Raw genomic sequence first — 15,319 nt, 5'->3', positions numbered from 1 at the left:
TTTTACTACAGTATAAGGAAGAACCAGCTTCTTTGATGGTGGATTACTTCAATTTATTGGCTGGGTTATTCTTGGGACATTAATGACTGTCTTCACACTAGGAATTTGTTATCTTTGGTCAATTACAATGATTTATGGGTGGAGAATAAATCATACAGTTGTTGATGGCAAACGAATGCATTTTTCAGGTTCAGCTGTCGGTCTTTTTGGCAACTGGATCAAATGGTGGGTTTTAACGATTATCACATTAGGTATCTATGGATTCTGGGTGTTTATTAAACTGGAAGATTGGAAAGCACGTCATACTCATTTTATTAATTGATTTTTATACTGCAAACATGTTGGTTTTTTTAAATAGAAACTCCTCTCATTACAAATTTGTAATGTAGAGGAGTTTTGTTGAAGCAGTAAAGAATACTTTTTTCGCTTTTACCTTCAAGCTCTAGTTTACTTCCTTTTCATCTAATTTCTTTTCAATGGCAGCAATTTTACTGTCAAAAGTACTTTTATAGTAAGCATTGTTTACTTTGTACTCCAGGTTTTCGATATATTGCTCCATCTCTCCAAACTTGGAGAAAGGTTTTTCTGATGATTCATCCACGACCCGATTGATTTGGCGGTTCGCTTTGGCTATATTTTCGCGGCCCATCAATTCCATACGGCGCAGGTGCATATCCTTCAGACGATGCTTCATTTCTTCGTATTTCTGCTCCAGATTTTCCAGCTGCGTGATTGCCTCTTCTCTGGACGCTTTCATGCGATCAGCACGATTTTGATATTCTTCATGTTCTTTTAAAGCAAATTCATGCATTTCCTCTTCTTGCGCACGATCGGCAATTTGTGCTTGTTTTAAGCGCTTATCTGCAAGTTCTTGTGCTTTTATATACTCACGTGCAAACTCTTCTTTCAATTTATACTGACGGTCAATCAGCTTTCTTACTTTTTCTTTTTCCTGCTCACTTTGGCGTAAATAATGGTTTAGTGCTGCAATCGGATTTTTTTGTTCCTTTTTGTCCATCATCGTGTGTAAATCTGCTGAAATAGAATCCTTCATTCGCGTAAAAATATTTGTTGACATAGTCAATCTCTCCTTTAAATTTTTTTATTTATTTAACTCTGCCCACTGTTTTTCAAAATTCGTAAATGGATCATCATCTTCTTTTATTTCGTGGACAACAGAGTCTTCCGGTGTGTTCCAATTTTTATAGATAAGGTAAAGTGCATAAGCCGCTGCAACGCCTAAAACAGCATAAATGTTAGAGAATGTGATGCTTAATACGATTAACCCTAAAATCACCCATCCTATTTTTGCGGCAACTGAATCTGTTTTAATAAATTTTTTAAAGCATACATAAAGTAAGCCTACACTTAACACCAGCAATACCATCGGTCCTAAATTTGCAAGAAGGACAAGCACTGCAATGAGTCCTCCGATAAACAACATGAATTTTTTCATTTTGTTTTTCCCCTTTCGTTATCTTATCTTTATCTTATCGGTTCTAACGAGTTTTCGTAATGAGCCTGAGAAATATCTTTATCTACGCCTTAAGGTCTATTTGCATCTAATCCATTGTGGAAGGGGCGGCAAATTAAAGCTTAATCTAGACGTAAATACTTGCATGTCGTAGATATAAAATGGACAGATAAATGCCTTGAACAAGCTTATAACGTTTTGTAAAAGCTAAAAATGCTATTTTAAACTGGGAACTAAATTGAAGGTTATGGAAACAATAAGACCAAAGAAAATGAGCAGCTCCGTCAGAGCTCCTCACTTATGTTCGACAAATTATAGTTGATTATCTGATCAGCACGTTCTTTTATTCCTTCCAAAAAAACTCCAAACTAATTTCCATTCAAATGGTAGTTCAGAGTTTCCTTATTGCCTTTATTCTCAGATATACTTTACAAATTTCTTTTTCTCAATTTCTATTCCAAATTACTAATTTCATTTCCGTCATTTCTTCGATTGCATATTTGATACCTTCCCGGCCAATCCCGCTTTCTTTCACTCCTCCATAAGGCATGTGATCGACACGAAAGGTCGGAATATCATTTATAAGTACCCCTCCTACATGAAGCTTATCAACAGCTTCTAATGCTGTCTCGATATCCTTTGTATAAATACCTGCCTGTAGTCCAAACCTGGAATCATTAACAAAATGAATTGCTTCTGCTGCAGATTTTACTTTATTTAAAATGACAATAGGAGCAAAAGCTTCTTGGCAAGATACCTTTAATCTATTCTCTGCCTCCAAAATGACTGTTGGACATAACACAGTTCCTTCCTCTTTTCCACCAGTTGCTATTTCTGCACCTGATTCCTTCGCTTCACGAATCCACGATAGTCTGTCTTCCAATTCTCTTTTGGAAATCAATGCGGATATATCTGTATCTGAATCTAATGGATCTCCAATTTTTAGTTTATTTGCTGCTTCTATAAACTGCTCCGCAAATTTATCATATATATTTTCATGTACGTACATTCTTTGTATCGAAATACAAACCTGACCATTATTAGAAAAAGCACCTGTAATGCATCTATCTATTAATTTTTTATTCACTTCTGTATCCTTATCAATAATAACTGCAGCATTGGATCCTAACTCTAATGTTACTTTTTTTAACCCTGCTTTATTACGTATTCCTACACCTACTTCCGGACTTCCTGTAAATGTTATCATATTTATTCGCGAGTCCATCACCAATAAGTCACCAACTACACTTCCATGACCAGTGACTACATTAAATACCCCCTTTGGGAGACCAGCTTCTTCAAGAAGTTCTGCAAGATAGAATGAAGATAGCGGTGTTTGTCTTGCTGGTTTTAATACAATGGAATTTCCTGATGCAAGAGCAGGACCTATCTTATGAGCAACCAGATTTAGAGGAAAGTTAAATGGTGTGATTGCACCAATTACTCCTAAAGGCTCTCGGATTGTATACGATACTCTTCGCTCTCCTCCTGGTGCCGCATCTAAAGGAATTGTTTCACCATGTATTCTTTTTGCTTCTTCAGCAGCAAACTTGAAAGTTTGAATGGTCCTGGAAACTTCCATTTCGGCTAATCGAATTGGTTTTGCTGACTCCATAGCGATAATTTCCGCTGCTTTTTCCAGGTTTTTCTCATATAGCTTTGATAGTTTTTCTAGGATGCTAGCTTTTTCATATGCTGGTGTTCTTGCCCAAGAATTTTTCGCCTTAAATGCTCCATCAATAGCCAAATTAACTTCTGCTTCTTTAGCAATCGGTATTTCTGCAATCTTTTCCTCTGTATACGGGGAATAAAGATATTCAGAACTTTGGGTCGTTACCCATTCCCCATTAATAAATAGTTTTTCCATTACATCTATCCTTTCACGACAATAATAAAACGCTTTCAAAATAACATTAATTATTTTTTTCCATCATTAAAATTAAAAGTTAAACATGTCTAATCCCCAGATCATAGGCAAATAAATGGTTGCGATTAATAGAATTAAAAAGAAGGAAATAATATTTAGAACTCCTCCAACTTTTATCATTTCTAATATAGAAACTTTTCCCGTCCCAAACAAGATTGCATTAGGAGGGGTTGCAACAGGAAGCATAAATGAAGCATTCGTTGCAAATGCACTAGCCACCATTAAAATTATCGGGTTCATTCCAATAGCTACACCTAACATTCCTACAATCGGCATAAGCAGCGTAGCAGTTGCCGTAGTAGATGTTATCTCAGTAAGAATAAGCACAGAAGCAATTAGTACACTTAAAATCAAGAGGTAATGTGCACCTTCCAACAGTACCAGTTGTTGACCAATCCATTCAGCAAGTCCTGTATTTGTAAATGCTGCAGCTATCGCTAATCCGCCACCGAAAAGTACTAAGATTCCCCATGGTATTTTTTTCGTATCGTCCCACTCCAAAATTCTTTCCTTTCTGTTAGCTGCTGGAATAGAAAATAGGAGTATTACCGCTAACATGGCAATCATTCCATCTGAAACCTCTATTAAAATATTAGTCCAGATAAAAGATCTGGTAATCCACATAAAAGCAACAAAAGTAAATATAATAAGAACTATTTTTTCTTCGAAAATCATTTTTCCTAGCTTTTTCTTCTCATCTTTAATTATTTCAGAACCACCTGGGAAATATTTTATTTTCGTTCGATATTTTACTTTTGTTAAATACAACCAGACCAGCGTAATAAATATAGCAACAAATGGTATACCTACCATCATTATCTGCCCAAAAGTAATATCCACGTCAAATAATTTCTTTGCCTGAGCTGCCATAATTGGGTTAGCCGTTCCACTAATCAACGTTCCTGAACCGGCAATTGTTGCCGCATACCCAATCCCAAATACAATTGACTTTTCAAACTTCTTTAAATCGTCTATGCTCTCGGGTTTATTCTCAAATGATTTTGCTGCTTGGGTAATTATCGCCAAACCAATTGGAATCATTATCATCGCCGCAGCTGTATTGGATATCCAAAGCGATAAAAAGCCTGTAGATACCATAAACCCTAATACTAGCCGATTCGAACTGACTCCTATCAGGTTGATAATAAATAACGCAATTCTTAAATGAAGATTCCACTTTTCCATCGCACCTGCAATTAAGAAGCCGCCCAGGAACAAGAAGATGATGTCATCTCCATATGAAGACACGACCTCCCCGCTTCCCAGCGCCCCAAATGAAGGAAATAAAATGATAGGCAATAAAGCAGTTGCAGGTATTGGGATAGCTTCCGTAATCCACCATGTGGCTATCCAGAGTGTTATCGCTAAAGTTGCTACCCCTTGAGAACTTAAATCTGATGGTTGAAAGAATAATAAGGTTACTAAAAATAATGCTGGTCCTAAAATTAATCCAATTAATCTTGCTTTTGTATATGTGGGTTTAAAATTAGGATCATTATTATTTGTTTTTTCTTCCTCAATACTGTTATCTTCAACTTCTTTTAAGCTTTCTTTCTTCTTCATATACGAAGAAAACTGAAACAATTCTTTAATTCTGTAGTGTTGTTTCCACAGTGAATTCCACAAATTGGCTGCAGTATTGGTTCTGGACATACATATCCTCCCTTACCCCTGTCTTTGATTGATTTTGAATGGAAGGATTCCCTAAACCTACCCCATTTAGGAAATCCTTTCATCAGCTTTATGAATTAGCGTTATAATCCTCAATAACTTCTTTTGCCGTTCTAAAAGCATCAATCGCAGCAGGAACACCACAATATACGGCTGTCTGCAGCAATACCTCTTTGATTTCATCTTCTGTTAAACCATTATTTAGCGCTCCTCTTACATGAAGCTTTAATTCATGCGGACGATTTAATGCTGTAATCATAGCCAAGTTAATAATACTTCTAGTTTTTTTGGGTAACCCTTCTCTGCCCCAAATCTCTCCCCAGCAATATTCTGTAACAAACTTTTGGAGATCCATATTAAAATCAGTTGCATTATTGATAGACGTTTCCACATACTCCTTACCTAACACTTCTTTTCTAATTTCAAGACCTTTATCAAATTTTTCAGTCATTTATAACTCTCCTTCAACTTTAATTTTTTAATTACTTACATACATCGTTTTCTTCGCCTATTAAGTTAATTTTTCTTCACTAATACGTTCTAGAAATTTAATTATTTCTGTATGATCTTGTTTATCACCCCCTGTAATGCTAGCTGCTTCATAAATTTCAATTAAACTAGAGCCAAGGAGCATAGGCATATGAACATCTGAAGCCATATCCTTCGCCATATTGATATCTTTAAGCTGTAAGCCCAAAGAGAAATTAGATACAAATTCTCTTGGTAAGACATAGGTCGGGTACTTAAATTCCGACGAATGACTTCTTCCAGTACTCGTGTTAATGGACTCTAGAGCGGTTTCCGGGTCTATCCCTACTTTTTTAGCTAACATAAGCGCCTCTGCAGTGGCATACATTGTTGCTGCTGCTAAATAATTATTAATTGCTTTCAAAGCATGTCCAGTCCCTGTTTTACCAATCAACTTAATTTGACTGCCTAAATGCTTTATAACTTCATTTGCTTCTTGCAAATCTTCCTTATTCCCTCCAACCATAACGGTAAGCTCTCCACTTTTCGCTTTAGGAACCCCTCCAGAGACTGGTGCATCAAGCAATCGAATTCCCTCTTCCTCCAAAAGCGCTTTCATTTTTATTGTTTCAAAAGTATAAGAACTGCTCATATCTACAATCAAAGCATTTTCCCGTAATGAACTTATTAATCCTCCTTTCCCCAGAACAACATCTTGAACGATTGTTGAATTAGGAAGCATTAAAATGACAATTTCTGATTCTTCTCCAACCTCAGCTATTGAATTTGCCAAGTCAACATTCTCCTGCTCAAATACCTCTAACGCTTTTGGATTAACATCAAAAATGATTAGACTTTCCACATGATCAATCAAATTTTTAACCATCCAATACCCCATGGCACCTACACCGATAAAACCAACCTTCTTCATAAACCTCACCTCTGCTGCATGAATTAAAACATTTTTGTATCGTATTTTGATACAATGTATCATATTTTGAAATTATCTTACAACATTAAAATTACGATGTCAACAAAAAAATAAACCCATTTCATATTAAATTTATGAAACGGGTTTATTTTACTTTGTCGCACCTAAGATAGAAGAAATTTCTTTAGCTGTATTTTTTATATCAATCGATGCAGATTCTATTACTTCATTCGTAACTCTTGGTGTTGGCGCTGTCAGAATGATACTGGCTATTGGCTCATTATCCGAATTGAATATAGGGGAACCGATGCCTGAAGACCCTTCTAATCTTTCACTAATCGAATAATGATATCTTTCTTCTCTTATTTTGATCAGCTCTTTTTTTATAGTATCTACTTCTTTTTCAGAAAATTTTTCAGCTTTTAAAATCTCATCAATTACATCTTCCTCTAAAAATGCTAGTATCGATTTCCCACTGCTTCCATAGGGCAGCGATTGCAATTCCCCCAGAGGTATAATATATTGCAACGGTTTAGGGCCGTTTACTTTATCTGCCCAAAAAATTTCTCTGGTATCTTTTCTTAACATCAAAAGGCATATTGTCTCCTCATATTTCTTTACAAGTGTCTTCAAGAACGGTCTTGCTATACTTTGTAAACTAGATCTAGACGCCACTTTAGCACTTATTCTTATCAGTTCTGTTCCAACAATATATCTATTTTTATGTTCGTCATAATCTAAGATACTATGTTCTTTTAATTGTAATAAAATCCGGTGAGTGGTCGGAACGGTATAATCTAAATGCGCAGCCAATTCCCTTACTCCCCAGCTCTCATTGTGATCAATAAATGCTTGAATGATTTTTAATGATTTATCTAAAAGATTATCTTTTGCTTTTTTCTCCATTTTGTATATACTCTCCCCTTTATTTTCTTAGATTCAATAACAACTTTATTCCTGTTCTACTCGTAAATAGAAAGTAACTTCATTTTACTTTTAATCAACCATCCGGCAATACAGCAAATCATCCCGCTCAATAGAAAGGTAAAGAAAAAGCTTTTTCTGTCTACCATATCTGCGCTAATAAATAGCACACTAAAAAACATATACAGCTGATAATCCCCACAAGTAAAGATAAAACTTATTCCTTTTTTTGAAAAGCAAATATCCGATTAAAATCAATAAATATAGACTTATCACAACCATGATAAGGAGATAGATTGGTGAATGTTTCGCTGCATATACAAAAAACCCCAAACAACTAAGTCACTTGCTTTTGTTATTATTCCATTAGATGGATTAAACATTGTAACAGAAGTATTCCATACATCTAAAGAGATGATTATTCCGCTTCCTTCGTACCAGGAAAAAAAAAACGGCACACATAGCAATAAAACAAAAGCATAGCCCGATTTGTAATCCGATCATACTGCTTTTCAACTCCTTATTATCGTACTTCTAATTTTAGACGATAAAACGAATGGAAACAACGTACTTTTTCTTTTATACGCGCTTTTACTTCTACACTCCCCTCATAAAAAAAACAACTAACACATCAACTACCTTTTTATATAAGATAGTTGACAATTATCTTTCATTCAACTATAGTGTATTATAAGATAGTTAAGGAGGTACGACATGTCAGTATCTGATCAGATGATGAAGGGATTATTAGACGGTGCAATACTAGGACTGATTTCACAAGGAGAAACGTATGGATATGAAATCCTTGAGAAATTAAAAGAACGAGATTTTCCGGAAATCAGTGACGGAAGTATCTATCCTGTCCTTCTTCGCTTAAGCAAAAAAGGGTATGTTCAAACCGAACTTAAAAAATCCGATACGGGCGGACCGAAACGAAAATACTACACCATTACAGATAAAGGATTAGAAGAATTAGCTGTATTTCGTAATAAATGGTCTTATTTGAATAAGGGGATGAATAATTTGATGAGGAGTGTGGAGGATGCTAAGTAAAGAAGCGGAGAAATTCTTATTGAATTTGCGTCTGGAATTAATGAGCCGGGGAAAAAAGGATAAAGATATTCAAGAAATAGAAGAAGAATTGCGAGATCATTTAAAAGAAGCAGAAGCACATGGACAAAGTGTCGAAAGCATTACCGGAGGATCTGTCAAAGATTATATCCGTTCCATTTCCGAAGAACTGCCGCGGGATAAAGGCTTTATAAAATACAGTATTTTATTGCTTATCTATTTGCTGGGGGTATTTATCATTCCCGATTTAATTAGCGGGAATTTCGAGTTAAATACCAGTGTTATCCTTTATAACCTTGCAGTGCTGGCTATCGGAACAGTTGGTACAATTATTATTGTAAAAAAAATCGTTCGAAAATACGGGGATAGTAAAAAAACCTATATTAGCTATGGAATTTTCTTTTCCCTTTTCACAGCATCTATGGTCGGCGCACAGTTTATTATCCGAAACTACCCGGGATTCGTTATCGCAGAAAGTAATCAAACTGTAAACCTTATTATCGGGGCTATTCTCTTAAGCATATTCATTATCGTTCCGCTTATTATGAAACAAGGCTTTTTGGCTTTGTTTATATTCTTAATCTGCTTGCCCGAGATCATTGCTAAAATAGCAACCGGCGGCAGCAGCCCAGAGAGCGAATCTTATGTATGGATCTCTGCCATTGTATTTTTTGTTATCGTTATTACTGCGATAGGAATTTTAATATACACATCGAAAAAAGAGGATAAAAAGACCTCTAATTAAGAATTTTATAACGAAGCAGCCCGTATAATACAGAAAACGTGCTGCTTTTTACGTTTATTTTTTTCATTTCTCCAATCGTTTCTCCATCTGCTCCGCAATTTCCTCAGAATCAGAATCCCCTTCCTTCTTCAAATGATCAATAATACGCTGATAATCTGTTTCGTTCCGATTCTGACTTAATTTATACGCAGCCTGCACCTCTGTCACTTTTATCTCAAAACCCACAATGGCTTTCAACTGCGCATCCAATAGCTTCGGCGTGTAACCCTCCACTGAAAAAGAAGGATCCCGATGGTTTTCATATGTATCCGATAACGTTTTTAACGACTCTCGAAGTTCATCTTCTTCCATTATCCGCGGCGTTCCATACATATGGACAGCCTGATAATTCCATGTCGGAACATTCTTATGGGAATACCATGTCGATGAAACATAAGCGTGAGGCCCTTGAAATATTACTAATGCATTATCAACGCTTTCAAATGTTTTCCATTGCGGGTTGGCATATGCCAGGTGTCCAATAATTCGATAATCACCATTCGCCCTGCTCACAGTTACTGGCAGATGTGTTGCAACCGGTATATTATTTTCTGTTGTCACCAGCGTTGCAAAAGAATGCTGTTTGACAAATTCCCATATTTCTTTCGTATCTGTTACTTTAAAACGCTTCGGTACATACATTGTCTGCCTCCTTTAAGCGTATACTTTCAGTGTTTTCGTCATGATATAATCCGTCTGTTCATCGCTTCCCATAAAAAAGGAATGTGACCCCGTCTGTACAAAACCATTCTTTTCATAAAAAAGAAGCGCCTGTTTATTATATTCCCAAACTCCCAGCCATACTTTTTTCTTCTTTTTGTCCTTCGCTATTTCAATTGCTTTATCCATCAAATAGTTGCCTAATCCCTTTCGCTGGAACCCGCTCCGAATATAAATCCGTTCTATCTCCAGGGTATCCTCTCCAACCTCTTCTGATTGCGCATCATCGGTATTCGCTTTCATATATCCAGCAAGCTGGTCATTATAAAAGATGAAAAAGAATGTTGAATTACTCTGTGACATTTCCTTTTGAAGCTTCTCCAATGTATATGCATTTTCTAAATACGCTTGCATATTCTCCGGTGTATTCTGTTCTTGAAAGGTTTCCGTAAATGTTTCGATACTGATTTCTTGGAGCGCCTGCAAATCATCCTGACTGCAAACTTTTATTTTGATAGTCATCTTTCTATCTTCCCTTCGTCCCATTTAATACGCACGCTTATTCCCCTTCTTCACAAATTCCCAGTCTACTTCCATATTTTTTCGAACCTTTTCGAGTAAATAAACAAGGTTTGCTGCTTCTTCCTCTGTCAGCCCTTCTAAGGCAACTTGATTAGAGTAATCATTTTCTTTTTTGATCATTGGATAAATACTTTCTCCCTTTTCTGTAGGGAACAGTTTTTTTATCTTTCTGTTATTCGCATCCGGCTTCTTGTGAATAAAACCATTTGTCTCCAATTTTTTGATGGCGCGGGCTGCTGTTGTCCGGTCCACTTTAATCATTTCAGCGAGCTTTTCTTGAATAATACCCGGATTTTCACAAATACGGACCAGATATAAATATTGACCTTTGGTAAGATTATATTCTTTAAACTCAATGTTGCTGATAGAATCGAGCGCTCTCGCAATCATTCCAATTTCACGCAGGATTTCAGCCATGCTTTCACCCCCGGCGATTTCTGTTATACACAAATTTTAATTTATTTTTGTTGTATATACAACAAAAAAACAGCGAGATTTAAGTTGTTCGCTGAGTCCGGATACTTATTACTCCATATTCCCTTCCCTACCCACTCCTACAGTTAAAGCTACAGACTTTTTCTTTCAGAAAATCGATAATAGAATTGGCAAGTATTTCTAGAGGGGGAGGGTTTTGTTTAAAAAACAGGTGATGACTGTCAGCTTCTCACAGTCATCACCTGTTTTTTAAATTTCTATTTCACTGGACCATCTGTTACTTTAGTCAGTGTCTCATTGATTCCGAACACTTTTGCCCGTACATTCTCCAGCCCAAATTGTGCCAATCGTTTTGTATGCATATCTAAATATTTCTCAGCAGCTTCTTTTGTTTCAAAAACATAAACGCCGCCAGCTTCTTTTGCATCCGGATTTTCTGTCCATATTTTCCATTGGAAGCCTTCCTCTTCCCGAATGCTCATTGCTAAATCATGGAATGCAGTTGCCATCTCTTCACCAAAAGGTCCTTCCATCGTAAAATCGATTTGTAAAATATATGCCATTCTTACGCACCTCTCTTATTTTTTAAGGGTATAATAATTTTCTCCAAGAAGATTATGAACCTGATAATCTTCCGCTTCCAGTTCTTTCTCAGCAAAGCTGCGGACTTGGCTGTGCTCCAGGTCATATAGTACTTCCACTTCTTTAGAGAATAAAAGGTTCTCCTGTTTTAATAACTTTGCAAATGCAGGAGTCTGTTTCGGCTGCAGTCTGTCTTCTGGAAGCACCTGCTGCAGACCTCTGACATAGTCATCAAATGCACGGGCACCGACTATTTTAATTCCTTGTCCTTCCTGATTCACCATAATAATCGTCGGGAATCCTCTGACACCAAGATTGTCTTTCAGGTTGAAGTCTTCCTCCAGCAATTGATGTCCCAGAGCAGAATTAGCCTGCTGAACAATTTTTTCTCCATCCAGACCTAATCCTTCTATCAGTTCAACAAGTATTTTAGAATCGGAGATGTTCTGGTTAAAAGCAAATAATGCTTCTCTTGCATGTCTCAAAAACGTATACGCCAGATTGTCATTGTATTCTTTTTGAATTACTTTAAAAACGCGGGACGGCGGATAAGATGAGGTAATATAGTCATCCGCCATTAATGACCCATCAATCGGCATTCTGGAATGCTGCCCAACCTCTTTCCAATGCGCTACGACGTCAGCTGGTCCTGATATGCCATTAGCCGGGTCAACTGGCGTATCACTCCATTTTTCCAAAAGTCCGCCCATCACAGTATGAAACTTAAAATACGATCCAAATTGCAGCTGAAAACGCCGTAATACCGGCTCGAGCGCCCAGCAATGAGAACAAATCGGATCTGTCACATAATAGATATCAATCTCTTTCTTGGGCTGGTTGAATTGAACTGCCTCCATTTCTTCCCCGTCAGCTTCTCCACACAGACCTGTTTCCACATCACATACCATATTTTTTTGACTCATTCTTCAATCTCCTTATTCTAAATTACTTTAAATAGCAGCTATTCCATACTAATTTCTTTTGTTTAGATGATTCTTATTCTATTATAGGATACAAGCAATAACATAAAAACCAATAAACTTCTCGATTTATCGTATATACAACATATTTTGAAAACTGTTGAAAAACAGGAGGGGATGCAAGTGGCTGAAGAAAAAACAGATTTAAGAATATTACGGACGCGAAGACTCATTATGGATGCATTTATTGCCCTTTCCGAGAAGAAAGAGTTCAATGATATCCGCATCACCGATATTACTGAAGCAGCGATGGTCAATCGCGCTACTTTCTACTATCACTATGAAGATAAATATGATTTATTAGAAAAAGTGTTATCTGAAGTCCTGCTTTTTAATGTAGACACGAAAGCAATCCATCAAATGACATGGGGGGACCATGCTGCTACCCAGTTATTTATTGCGGTGGCAAACTTTCAAACCACTTTATCATCTCGCTGTCACCAAGGGTATGAGGAAACAATTGCGCGTATTATTAGAGAACATTTGGCAGTTATCATCTATCCGCTGCTGCAAAAAGAGAATCCCGCTAAAAAAGAAGACATCCTTCGTAAAATGGCAGCCATCCTAAGCTGGACCATTTACGGAGCTTCTGTGGAATGGAAAAAAAGTACCTTGTCTCCTGAAGCATTCATTCAACCGCTGCTTCCTTTTATTCTGCTTAAACTGGAATGAGGACACAGGTGAAATGAGGTAAAATGAAGAGAATTAGGAAGGAATGAACTAAAATGCATAAACAAAAAATGATTTCTGGTTTACTTATTTCATTAGGCGGCCTCATATCCGCTATCCAGTTCTTTTTTATCTATTCCAGTTTAGACAGTTATGCGTTTTCCGGTATAGATACGATTTTTCCATTCTTCCCAATCATTGAATTGACTTTCGGATTCCTTGATCTCGTAAGCGGTATCTTCCATACAGGGTATATGATATATACATTCATTATTATGTGTGCAGCTATTATTGTCTTTTTCCTCGGGATTATCATGTCAGTCAAACCGCATATATCCGTAGCTGTCATTGCCATGATTTTTTCTCTGTTTCTTGGAAGCATTATCCCTTTATTGCTTACTTTATCTGGGGGATGCTTAGGATTATATGCCATTTTAAATGAAACGCAACAAGTCTCGAAGGACGATGAATCTAGTGCATAAATAACACCTGTTAACCGTCATTGAACCTGCCCATATGAAGTGAAGAGAGTAGATATAAAAGAAGAACCAATTTATAAAGGTTCTTCTTTTATAAAGCGTCTGCAAACAAGAGATACATATAACACTATCCTTTGTTGTTATCTTTTTAATAAAACATACTTGGTTTATATAAAATTCACGCTGTCATTTGCAAACAATAAGTTATTTTTTTAAAGAAGACAAGAAAACATCTTGCGCCGCCTTCACCCCGGCGCCGCTCTCGAATGAATACGAGAAGTCCTGCAAGCCCGCTTCAATCAAGGACACTGCTTGTAATATATCGCTTGGGAAGCAATACCCCATATGTCCAAATCGAAAAACTTTACCCTGAAGATGGCCAAGACCGCCTGCAAAATCAAGATGATACTTTTTCTTTAAATGTACTAAAAAGTCGGAAAGTTCCACTCCTTTTGGAGCGCAGATCGTTGTTAATGTTGGGGATGCATGCTCATCACTTGTTAACAAGTCAATAGAGAGAGCTCTCATGGCTTCCCGAACCATATTTTTCATGAGTTCATGACGTTCTACGGTTTTTGAAAATCCGCCCTCTTCCTCTATTAAATCGCAAACAGCAGATAATCCCATAATCAATGAAATCGCAGGTGTATTTGGGGTCATTGATTTTTCTGCCCATTCTCGGTAACTTAACAGGTTTAAATAATATACCGTCGTATCATTAGCTTCTATAACCTTCCATGCCCTTTCACTTACAGCCACAAAAGCAAGTCCCGGCGGAAGCATGATTGCTTTTTGCGAGCCTGTCACTAAAATGTCGATTCCCCATTGGTCCATTTCTGCCGGAGCGCCTCCAATACAGCTTACCCCATCCACAATAAATAGCGCATCTGAGTGCTCGTGTACTGCTTCTGCTAATTGCTTGACCGGGTTTAAAATCCCTGTAGACGTTTCATTATAAGTAACAAAAAACGCCTTGATTCCGGATAAGGGTTTTAAAAAGTTTGCGAGCTCTTCTTTCGTACACGCTTCGCCCCAGTTTTTTTCAAGCTTATGAACATGCAGACCATGCTTCTCGCAAATTGAAACAAAATAATCCCCAAAAGCTCCTATCGTGACAACAACTACTTCATCACCAGCGGAAGCAGTATTGGCCACAGCCGCTTCTAAAGCTGCCGTACCGCCTGAAGGAAGCAGCATAATATCCTGTTTCGTTCCGAATAAGGTTTTCACACGTTCCGTTGTTTCCCGATATAGCCTGGTAAACTCCTCGGAACGATGGCTGATCATATTTTGTCCCATTGCCATTTCCACTTTTTTAGGTATTGGTGTAGGCCCGGGATGTCTAAGTATATTGGAATACATAACTTTTCTCCTCTCTACTCTTTCATTCTAATTTCGCATATTTAAGTAAATTCTCAATTATATGAATCTATATTAGAAATAGTATCATTGTTCCTTTATAAAGTATAGTTTACGCTTTCCATTTAATAATAAAAACTTTCTAGTTTAACTTTCATATCTTTTCCATTTTGAGAAGCAGCGGAAGGTTTACAGGCATTTTGGTATAGAAAAGAATCATTATCTAAAATAATTATTTACTCCAAGAAAATGATGTATGTAGATAATTGTCCATATTAAAACGCAGAGAGACATTGACAACAAAAATACTCTCTGTGTTTTAA

Annotated in this window: 20 protein-coding genes; 6 read left to right on the top strand and 14 right to left on the bottom strand. The window is 36.9% G+C overall.

Going from position 1 to position 15,319, the window contains the following annotated elements:
• Window positions 1-55 precede the first annotated feature (55 nt).
• Window positions 56-322, top strand: coding sequence for a YjgN family protein (locus tag ACZSMY_RS20035; protein WP_042530920.1), 267 nt, complete (start codon window positions 56-58; stop codon window positions 320-322).
• A 120-nt stretch (window positions 323-442) separates the two neighbouring features.
• Here ACZSMY_RS20035 and ACZSMY_RS20030 read toward each other — a convergent pair whose 3' ends face one another.
• The 8 genes from ACZSMY_RS20030 to ACZSMY_RS19995 form a co-directional block, all read right to left on the bottom strand.
• Window positions 443-1,078: a PspA/IM30 family protein gene (locus ACZSMY_RS20030; protein ID WP_193064215.1), complete on the bottom strand. Its 636-nt coding sequence runs from the start codon at window positions 1,076-1,078 to the stop codon at window positions 443-445.
• Window positions 1,079-1,102: 24 nt separating this feature from the next.
• On the bottom strand, window positions 1,103-1,456 hold the full coding sequence (locus ACZSMY_RS20025) for a lmo0954 family membrane protein (RefSeq protein WP_042530916.1): 354 nt from the start codon (window positions 1,454-1,456) through the stop codon (window positions 1,103-1,105).
• Between the two features lie 463 nt (window positions 1,457-1,919).
• A complete protein-coding gene (locus ACZSMY_RS20020) occupies window positions 1,920-3,341 on the bottom strand; it encodes an aldehyde dehydrogenase family protein (RefSeq protein ID WP_465148242.1) in 1,422 nt (473 codons plus the stop codon).
• A gap of 72 nt (window positions 3,342-3,413) precedes the next feature.
• Window positions 3,414-5,054, bottom strand: coding sequence for an SLC13 family permease (locus ACZSMY_RS20015; RefSeq protein WP_256705505.1), 1,641 nt, complete (start codon window positions 5,052-5,054; stop codon window positions 3,414-3,416).
• A gap of 88 nt (window positions 5,055-5,142) precedes the next feature.
• On the bottom strand, window positions 5,143-5,523 hold the full coding sequence (locus ACZSMY_RS20010; RefSeq protein WP_256705504.1) for a carboxymuconolactone decarboxylase family protein: 381 nt from the start codon (window positions 5,521-5,523) through the stop codon (window positions 5,143-5,145).
• Window positions 5,524-5,583: 60 nt separating this feature from the next.
• Window positions 5,584-6,471, bottom strand: coding sequence for an NAD(P)-dependent oxidoreductase (locus ACZSMY_RS20005; protein ID WP_256705503.1), 888 nt, complete (start codon window positions 6,469-6,471; stop codon window positions 5,584-5,586).
• 150 nt (window positions 6,472-6,621) lie between these two features.
• Window positions 6,622-7,377, bottom strand: a complete 756-nt coding sequence (locus ACZSMY_RS20000) for an IclR family transcriptional regulator (protein ID WP_465148241.1) — start codon at window positions 7,375-7,377, stop codon at window positions 6,622-6,624.
• 189 nt (window positions 7,378-7,566) lie between these two features.
• Window positions 7,567-7,728 carry a DUF4306 domain-containing protein gene (locus ACZSMY_RS19995; RefSeq protein WP_419880335.1) on the bottom strand — a complete coding sequence of 54 codons (162 nt, stop codon included), beginning with the start codon at window positions 7,726-7,728 and terminating at the stop codon, window positions 7,567-7,569.
• On the opposite strand from ACZSMY_RS19995, the gene ACZSMY_RS19990 reads away from it, so the two are divergent.
• The 3 genes from ACZSMY_RS19990 (at window position 7,699) to ACZSMY_RS19980 (ending at window position 9,211) form a co-directional block, all read left to right on the top strand.
• Window positions 7,699-7,878 carry a hypothetical protein gene (locus ACZSMY_RS19990; RefSeq protein WP_465148247.1) on the top strand — a complete coding sequence of 60 codons (180 nt, stop codon included), beginning with the start codon at window positions 7,699-7,701 and terminating at the stop codon, window positions 7,876-7,878. The two genes, ACZSMY_RS19995 and ACZSMY_RS19990, sit on opposite strands and share 30 nt — an antisense overlap.
• Window positions 7,879-8,109: 231 nt before the next feature.
• Window positions 8,110-8,448, top strand: coding sequence for a PadR family transcriptional regulator (locus tag ACZSMY_RS19985; protein WP_042530912.1), 339 nt, complete (start codon window positions 8,110-8,112; stop codon window positions 8,446-8,448).
• Complete coding sequence (locus tag ACZSMY_RS19980) at window positions 8,438-9,211, top strand: hypothetical protein (RefSeq protein ID WP_465148240.1); 774 nt, start codon at window positions 8,438-8,440, stop codon at window positions 9,209-9,211. Before ACZSMY_RS19985 ends, ACZSMY_RS19980 begins: the two co-directional genes overlap by 11 nt.
• A 63-nt stretch (window positions 9,212-9,274) precedes the next feature.
• Here ACZSMY_RS19980 and ACZSMY_RS19975 read toward each other — a convergent pair whose 3' ends face one another.
• The 5 genes from ACZSMY_RS19975 to ACZSMY_RS19955 form a co-directional block, all read right to left on the bottom strand.
• The gene (locus ACZSMY_RS19975; RefSeq protein WP_465148239.1) at window positions 9,275-9,892 is read right to left on the bottom strand and encodes an FMN-binding negative transcriptional regulator; all 618 of its coding nucleotides are present in this window, start codon (window positions 9,890-9,892) and stop codon (window positions 9,275-9,277) included.
• 12 nt (window positions 9,893-9,904) lie between these two features.
• A complete protein-coding gene (gene paiA, locus ACZSMY_RS19970; RefSeq protein ID WP_465148238.1) occupies window positions 9,905-10,432 on the bottom strand; it encodes a spermidine/spermine N(1)-acetyltransferase in 528 nt (175 codons plus the stop codon).
• A gap of 24 nt (window positions 10,433-10,456) precedes the next feature.
• Window positions 10,457-10,909, bottom strand: a complete 453-nt coding sequence (locus ACZSMY_RS19965) for a MarR family winged helix-turn-helix transcriptional regulator (RefSeq protein WP_193064211.1) — start codon at window positions 10,907-10,909, stop codon at window positions 10,457-10,459.
• 275 nt (window positions 10,910-11,184) lie between these two features.
• A complete protein-coding gene (locus ACZSMY_RS19960) occupies window positions 11,185-11,490 on the bottom strand; it encodes a monooxygenase (protein WP_465148237.1) in 306 nt (101 codons plus the stop codon).
• A gap of 15 nt (window positions 11,491-11,505) precedes the next feature.
• Complete coding sequence (locus ACZSMY_RS19955) at window positions 11,506-12,432, bottom strand: DsbA family protein (protein WP_332094528.1); 927 nt, start codon at window positions 12,430-12,432, stop codon at window positions 11,506-11,508.
• Window positions 12,433-12,606: 174 nt separating this feature from the next.
• Between ACZSMY_RS19955 and ACZSMY_RS19950 the strand changes: the two genes are divergently transcribed.
• Together ACZSMY_RS19950 and ACZSMY_RS19945 are read left to right on the top strand one after the other, a co-directional pair.
• Window positions 12,607-13,161, top strand: a complete 555-nt coding sequence (locus ACZSMY_RS19950) for a TetR/AcrR family transcriptional regulator (RefSeq protein WP_465148236.1) — start codon at window positions 12,607-12,609, stop codon at window positions 13,159-13,161.
• Window positions 13,162-13,214: 53 nt separating this feature from the next.
• Complete coding sequence (locus tag ACZSMY_RS19945) at window positions 13,215-13,640, top strand: hypothetical protein (protein WP_465148235.1); 426 nt, start codon at window positions 13,215-13,217, stop codon at window positions 13,638-13,640.
• 201 nt (window positions 13,641-13,841) lie between these two features.
• Here ACZSMY_RS19945 and ACZSMY_RS19940 read toward each other — a convergent pair whose 3' ends face one another.
• Entirely contained in the window at window positions 13,842-14,999 is a 1,158-nt protein-coding gene (locus ACZSMY_RS19940; protein ID WP_465148234.1) for a pyridoxal-phosphate-dependent aminotransferase family protein, read from the bottom strand.
• Window positions 15,000-15,319 lie beyond the last annotated feature (320 nt).

The organism is Oceanobacillus sp. B139/18, assembly GCF_055524595.1.
Note: the sequence above shows the minus strand (reverse complement) of the source record. Positions and strands in the feature narration are given on the sequence as shown.

Coding starts and splice junctions, on each gene's coding strand:
- ACZSMY_RS19985 (WP_042530912.1), top strand. CDS start 8,110: ATGTCAGTATCTGATCAGATGATGAAGGGATTATTAGACGGTGCAATA.
- ACZSMY_RS20030 (WP_193064215.1), bottom strand. CDS start 1,078: ATGTCAACAAATATTTTTACGCGAATGAAGGATTCTATTTCAGCAGAT.
- ACZSMY_RS20020 (WP_465148242.1), bottom strand. CDS start 3,341: ATGGAAAAACTATTTATTAATGGGGAATGGGTAACGACCCAAAGTTCT.
- ACZSMY_RS19980 (WP_465148240.1), top strand. CDS start 8,438: ATGCTAAGTAAAGAAGCGGAGAAATTCTTATTGAATTTGCGTCTGGAA.
- ACZSMY_RS19950 (WP_465148236.1), top strand. CDS start 12,607: ATGCAAGTGGCTGAAGAAAAAACAGATTTAAGAATATTACGGACGCGA.
- ACZSMY_RS19975 (WP_465148239.1), bottom strand. CDS start 9,892: ATGTATGTACCGAAGCGTTTTAAAGTAACAGATACGAAAGAAATATGG.
- ACZSMY_RS20015 (WP_256705505.1), bottom strand. CDS start 5,054: ATGTCCAGAACCAATACTGCAGCCAATTTGTGGAATTCACTGTGGAAA.
- ACZSMY_RS20010 (WP_256705504.1), bottom strand. CDS start 5,523: ATGACTGAAAAATTTGATAAAGGTCTTGAAATTAGAAAAGAAGTGTTA.
- ACZSMY_RS19960 (WP_465148237.1), bottom strand. CDS start 11,490: ATGGCATATATTTTACAAATCGATTTTACGATGGAAGGACCTTTTGGT.
- ACZSMY_RS20005 (WP_256705503.1), bottom strand. CDS start 6,471: ATGAAGAAGGTTGGTTTTATCGGTGTAGGTGCCATGGGGTATTGGATG.
- ACZSMY_RS19965 (WP_193064211.1), bottom strand. CDS start 10,909: ATGGCTGAAATCCTGCGTGAAATTGGAATGATTGCGAGAGCGCTCGAT.
- ACZSMY_RS19955 (WP_332094528.1), bottom strand. CDS start 12,432: ATGAGTCAAAAAAATATGGTATGTGATGTGGAAACAGGTCTGTGTGGA.
- paiA (WP_465148238.1), bottom strand. CDS start 10,432: ATGACTATCAAAATAAAAGTTTGCAGTCAGGATGATTTGCAGGCGCTC.
- ACZSMY_RS20000 (WP_465148241.1), bottom strand. CDS start 7,377: ATGGAGAAAAAAGCAAAAGATAATCTTTTAGATAAATCATTAAAAATC.
- ACZSMY_RS19940 (WP_465148234.1), bottom strand. CDS start 14,999: ATGTATTCCAATATACTTAGACATCCCGGGCCTACACCAATACCTAAA.
- ACZSMY_RS20025 (WP_042530916.1), bottom strand. CDS start 1,456: ATGAAAAAATTCATGTTGTTTATCGGAGGACTCATTGCAGTGCTTGTC.
- ACZSMY_RS19990 (WP_465148247.1), top strand. CDS start 7,699: ATGTTTCGCTGCATATACAAAAAACCCCAAACAACTAAGTCACTTGCT.
- ACZSMY_RS19945 (WP_465148235.1), top strand. CDS start 13,215: ATGCATAAACAAAAAATGATTTCTGGTTTACTTATTTCATTAGGCGGC.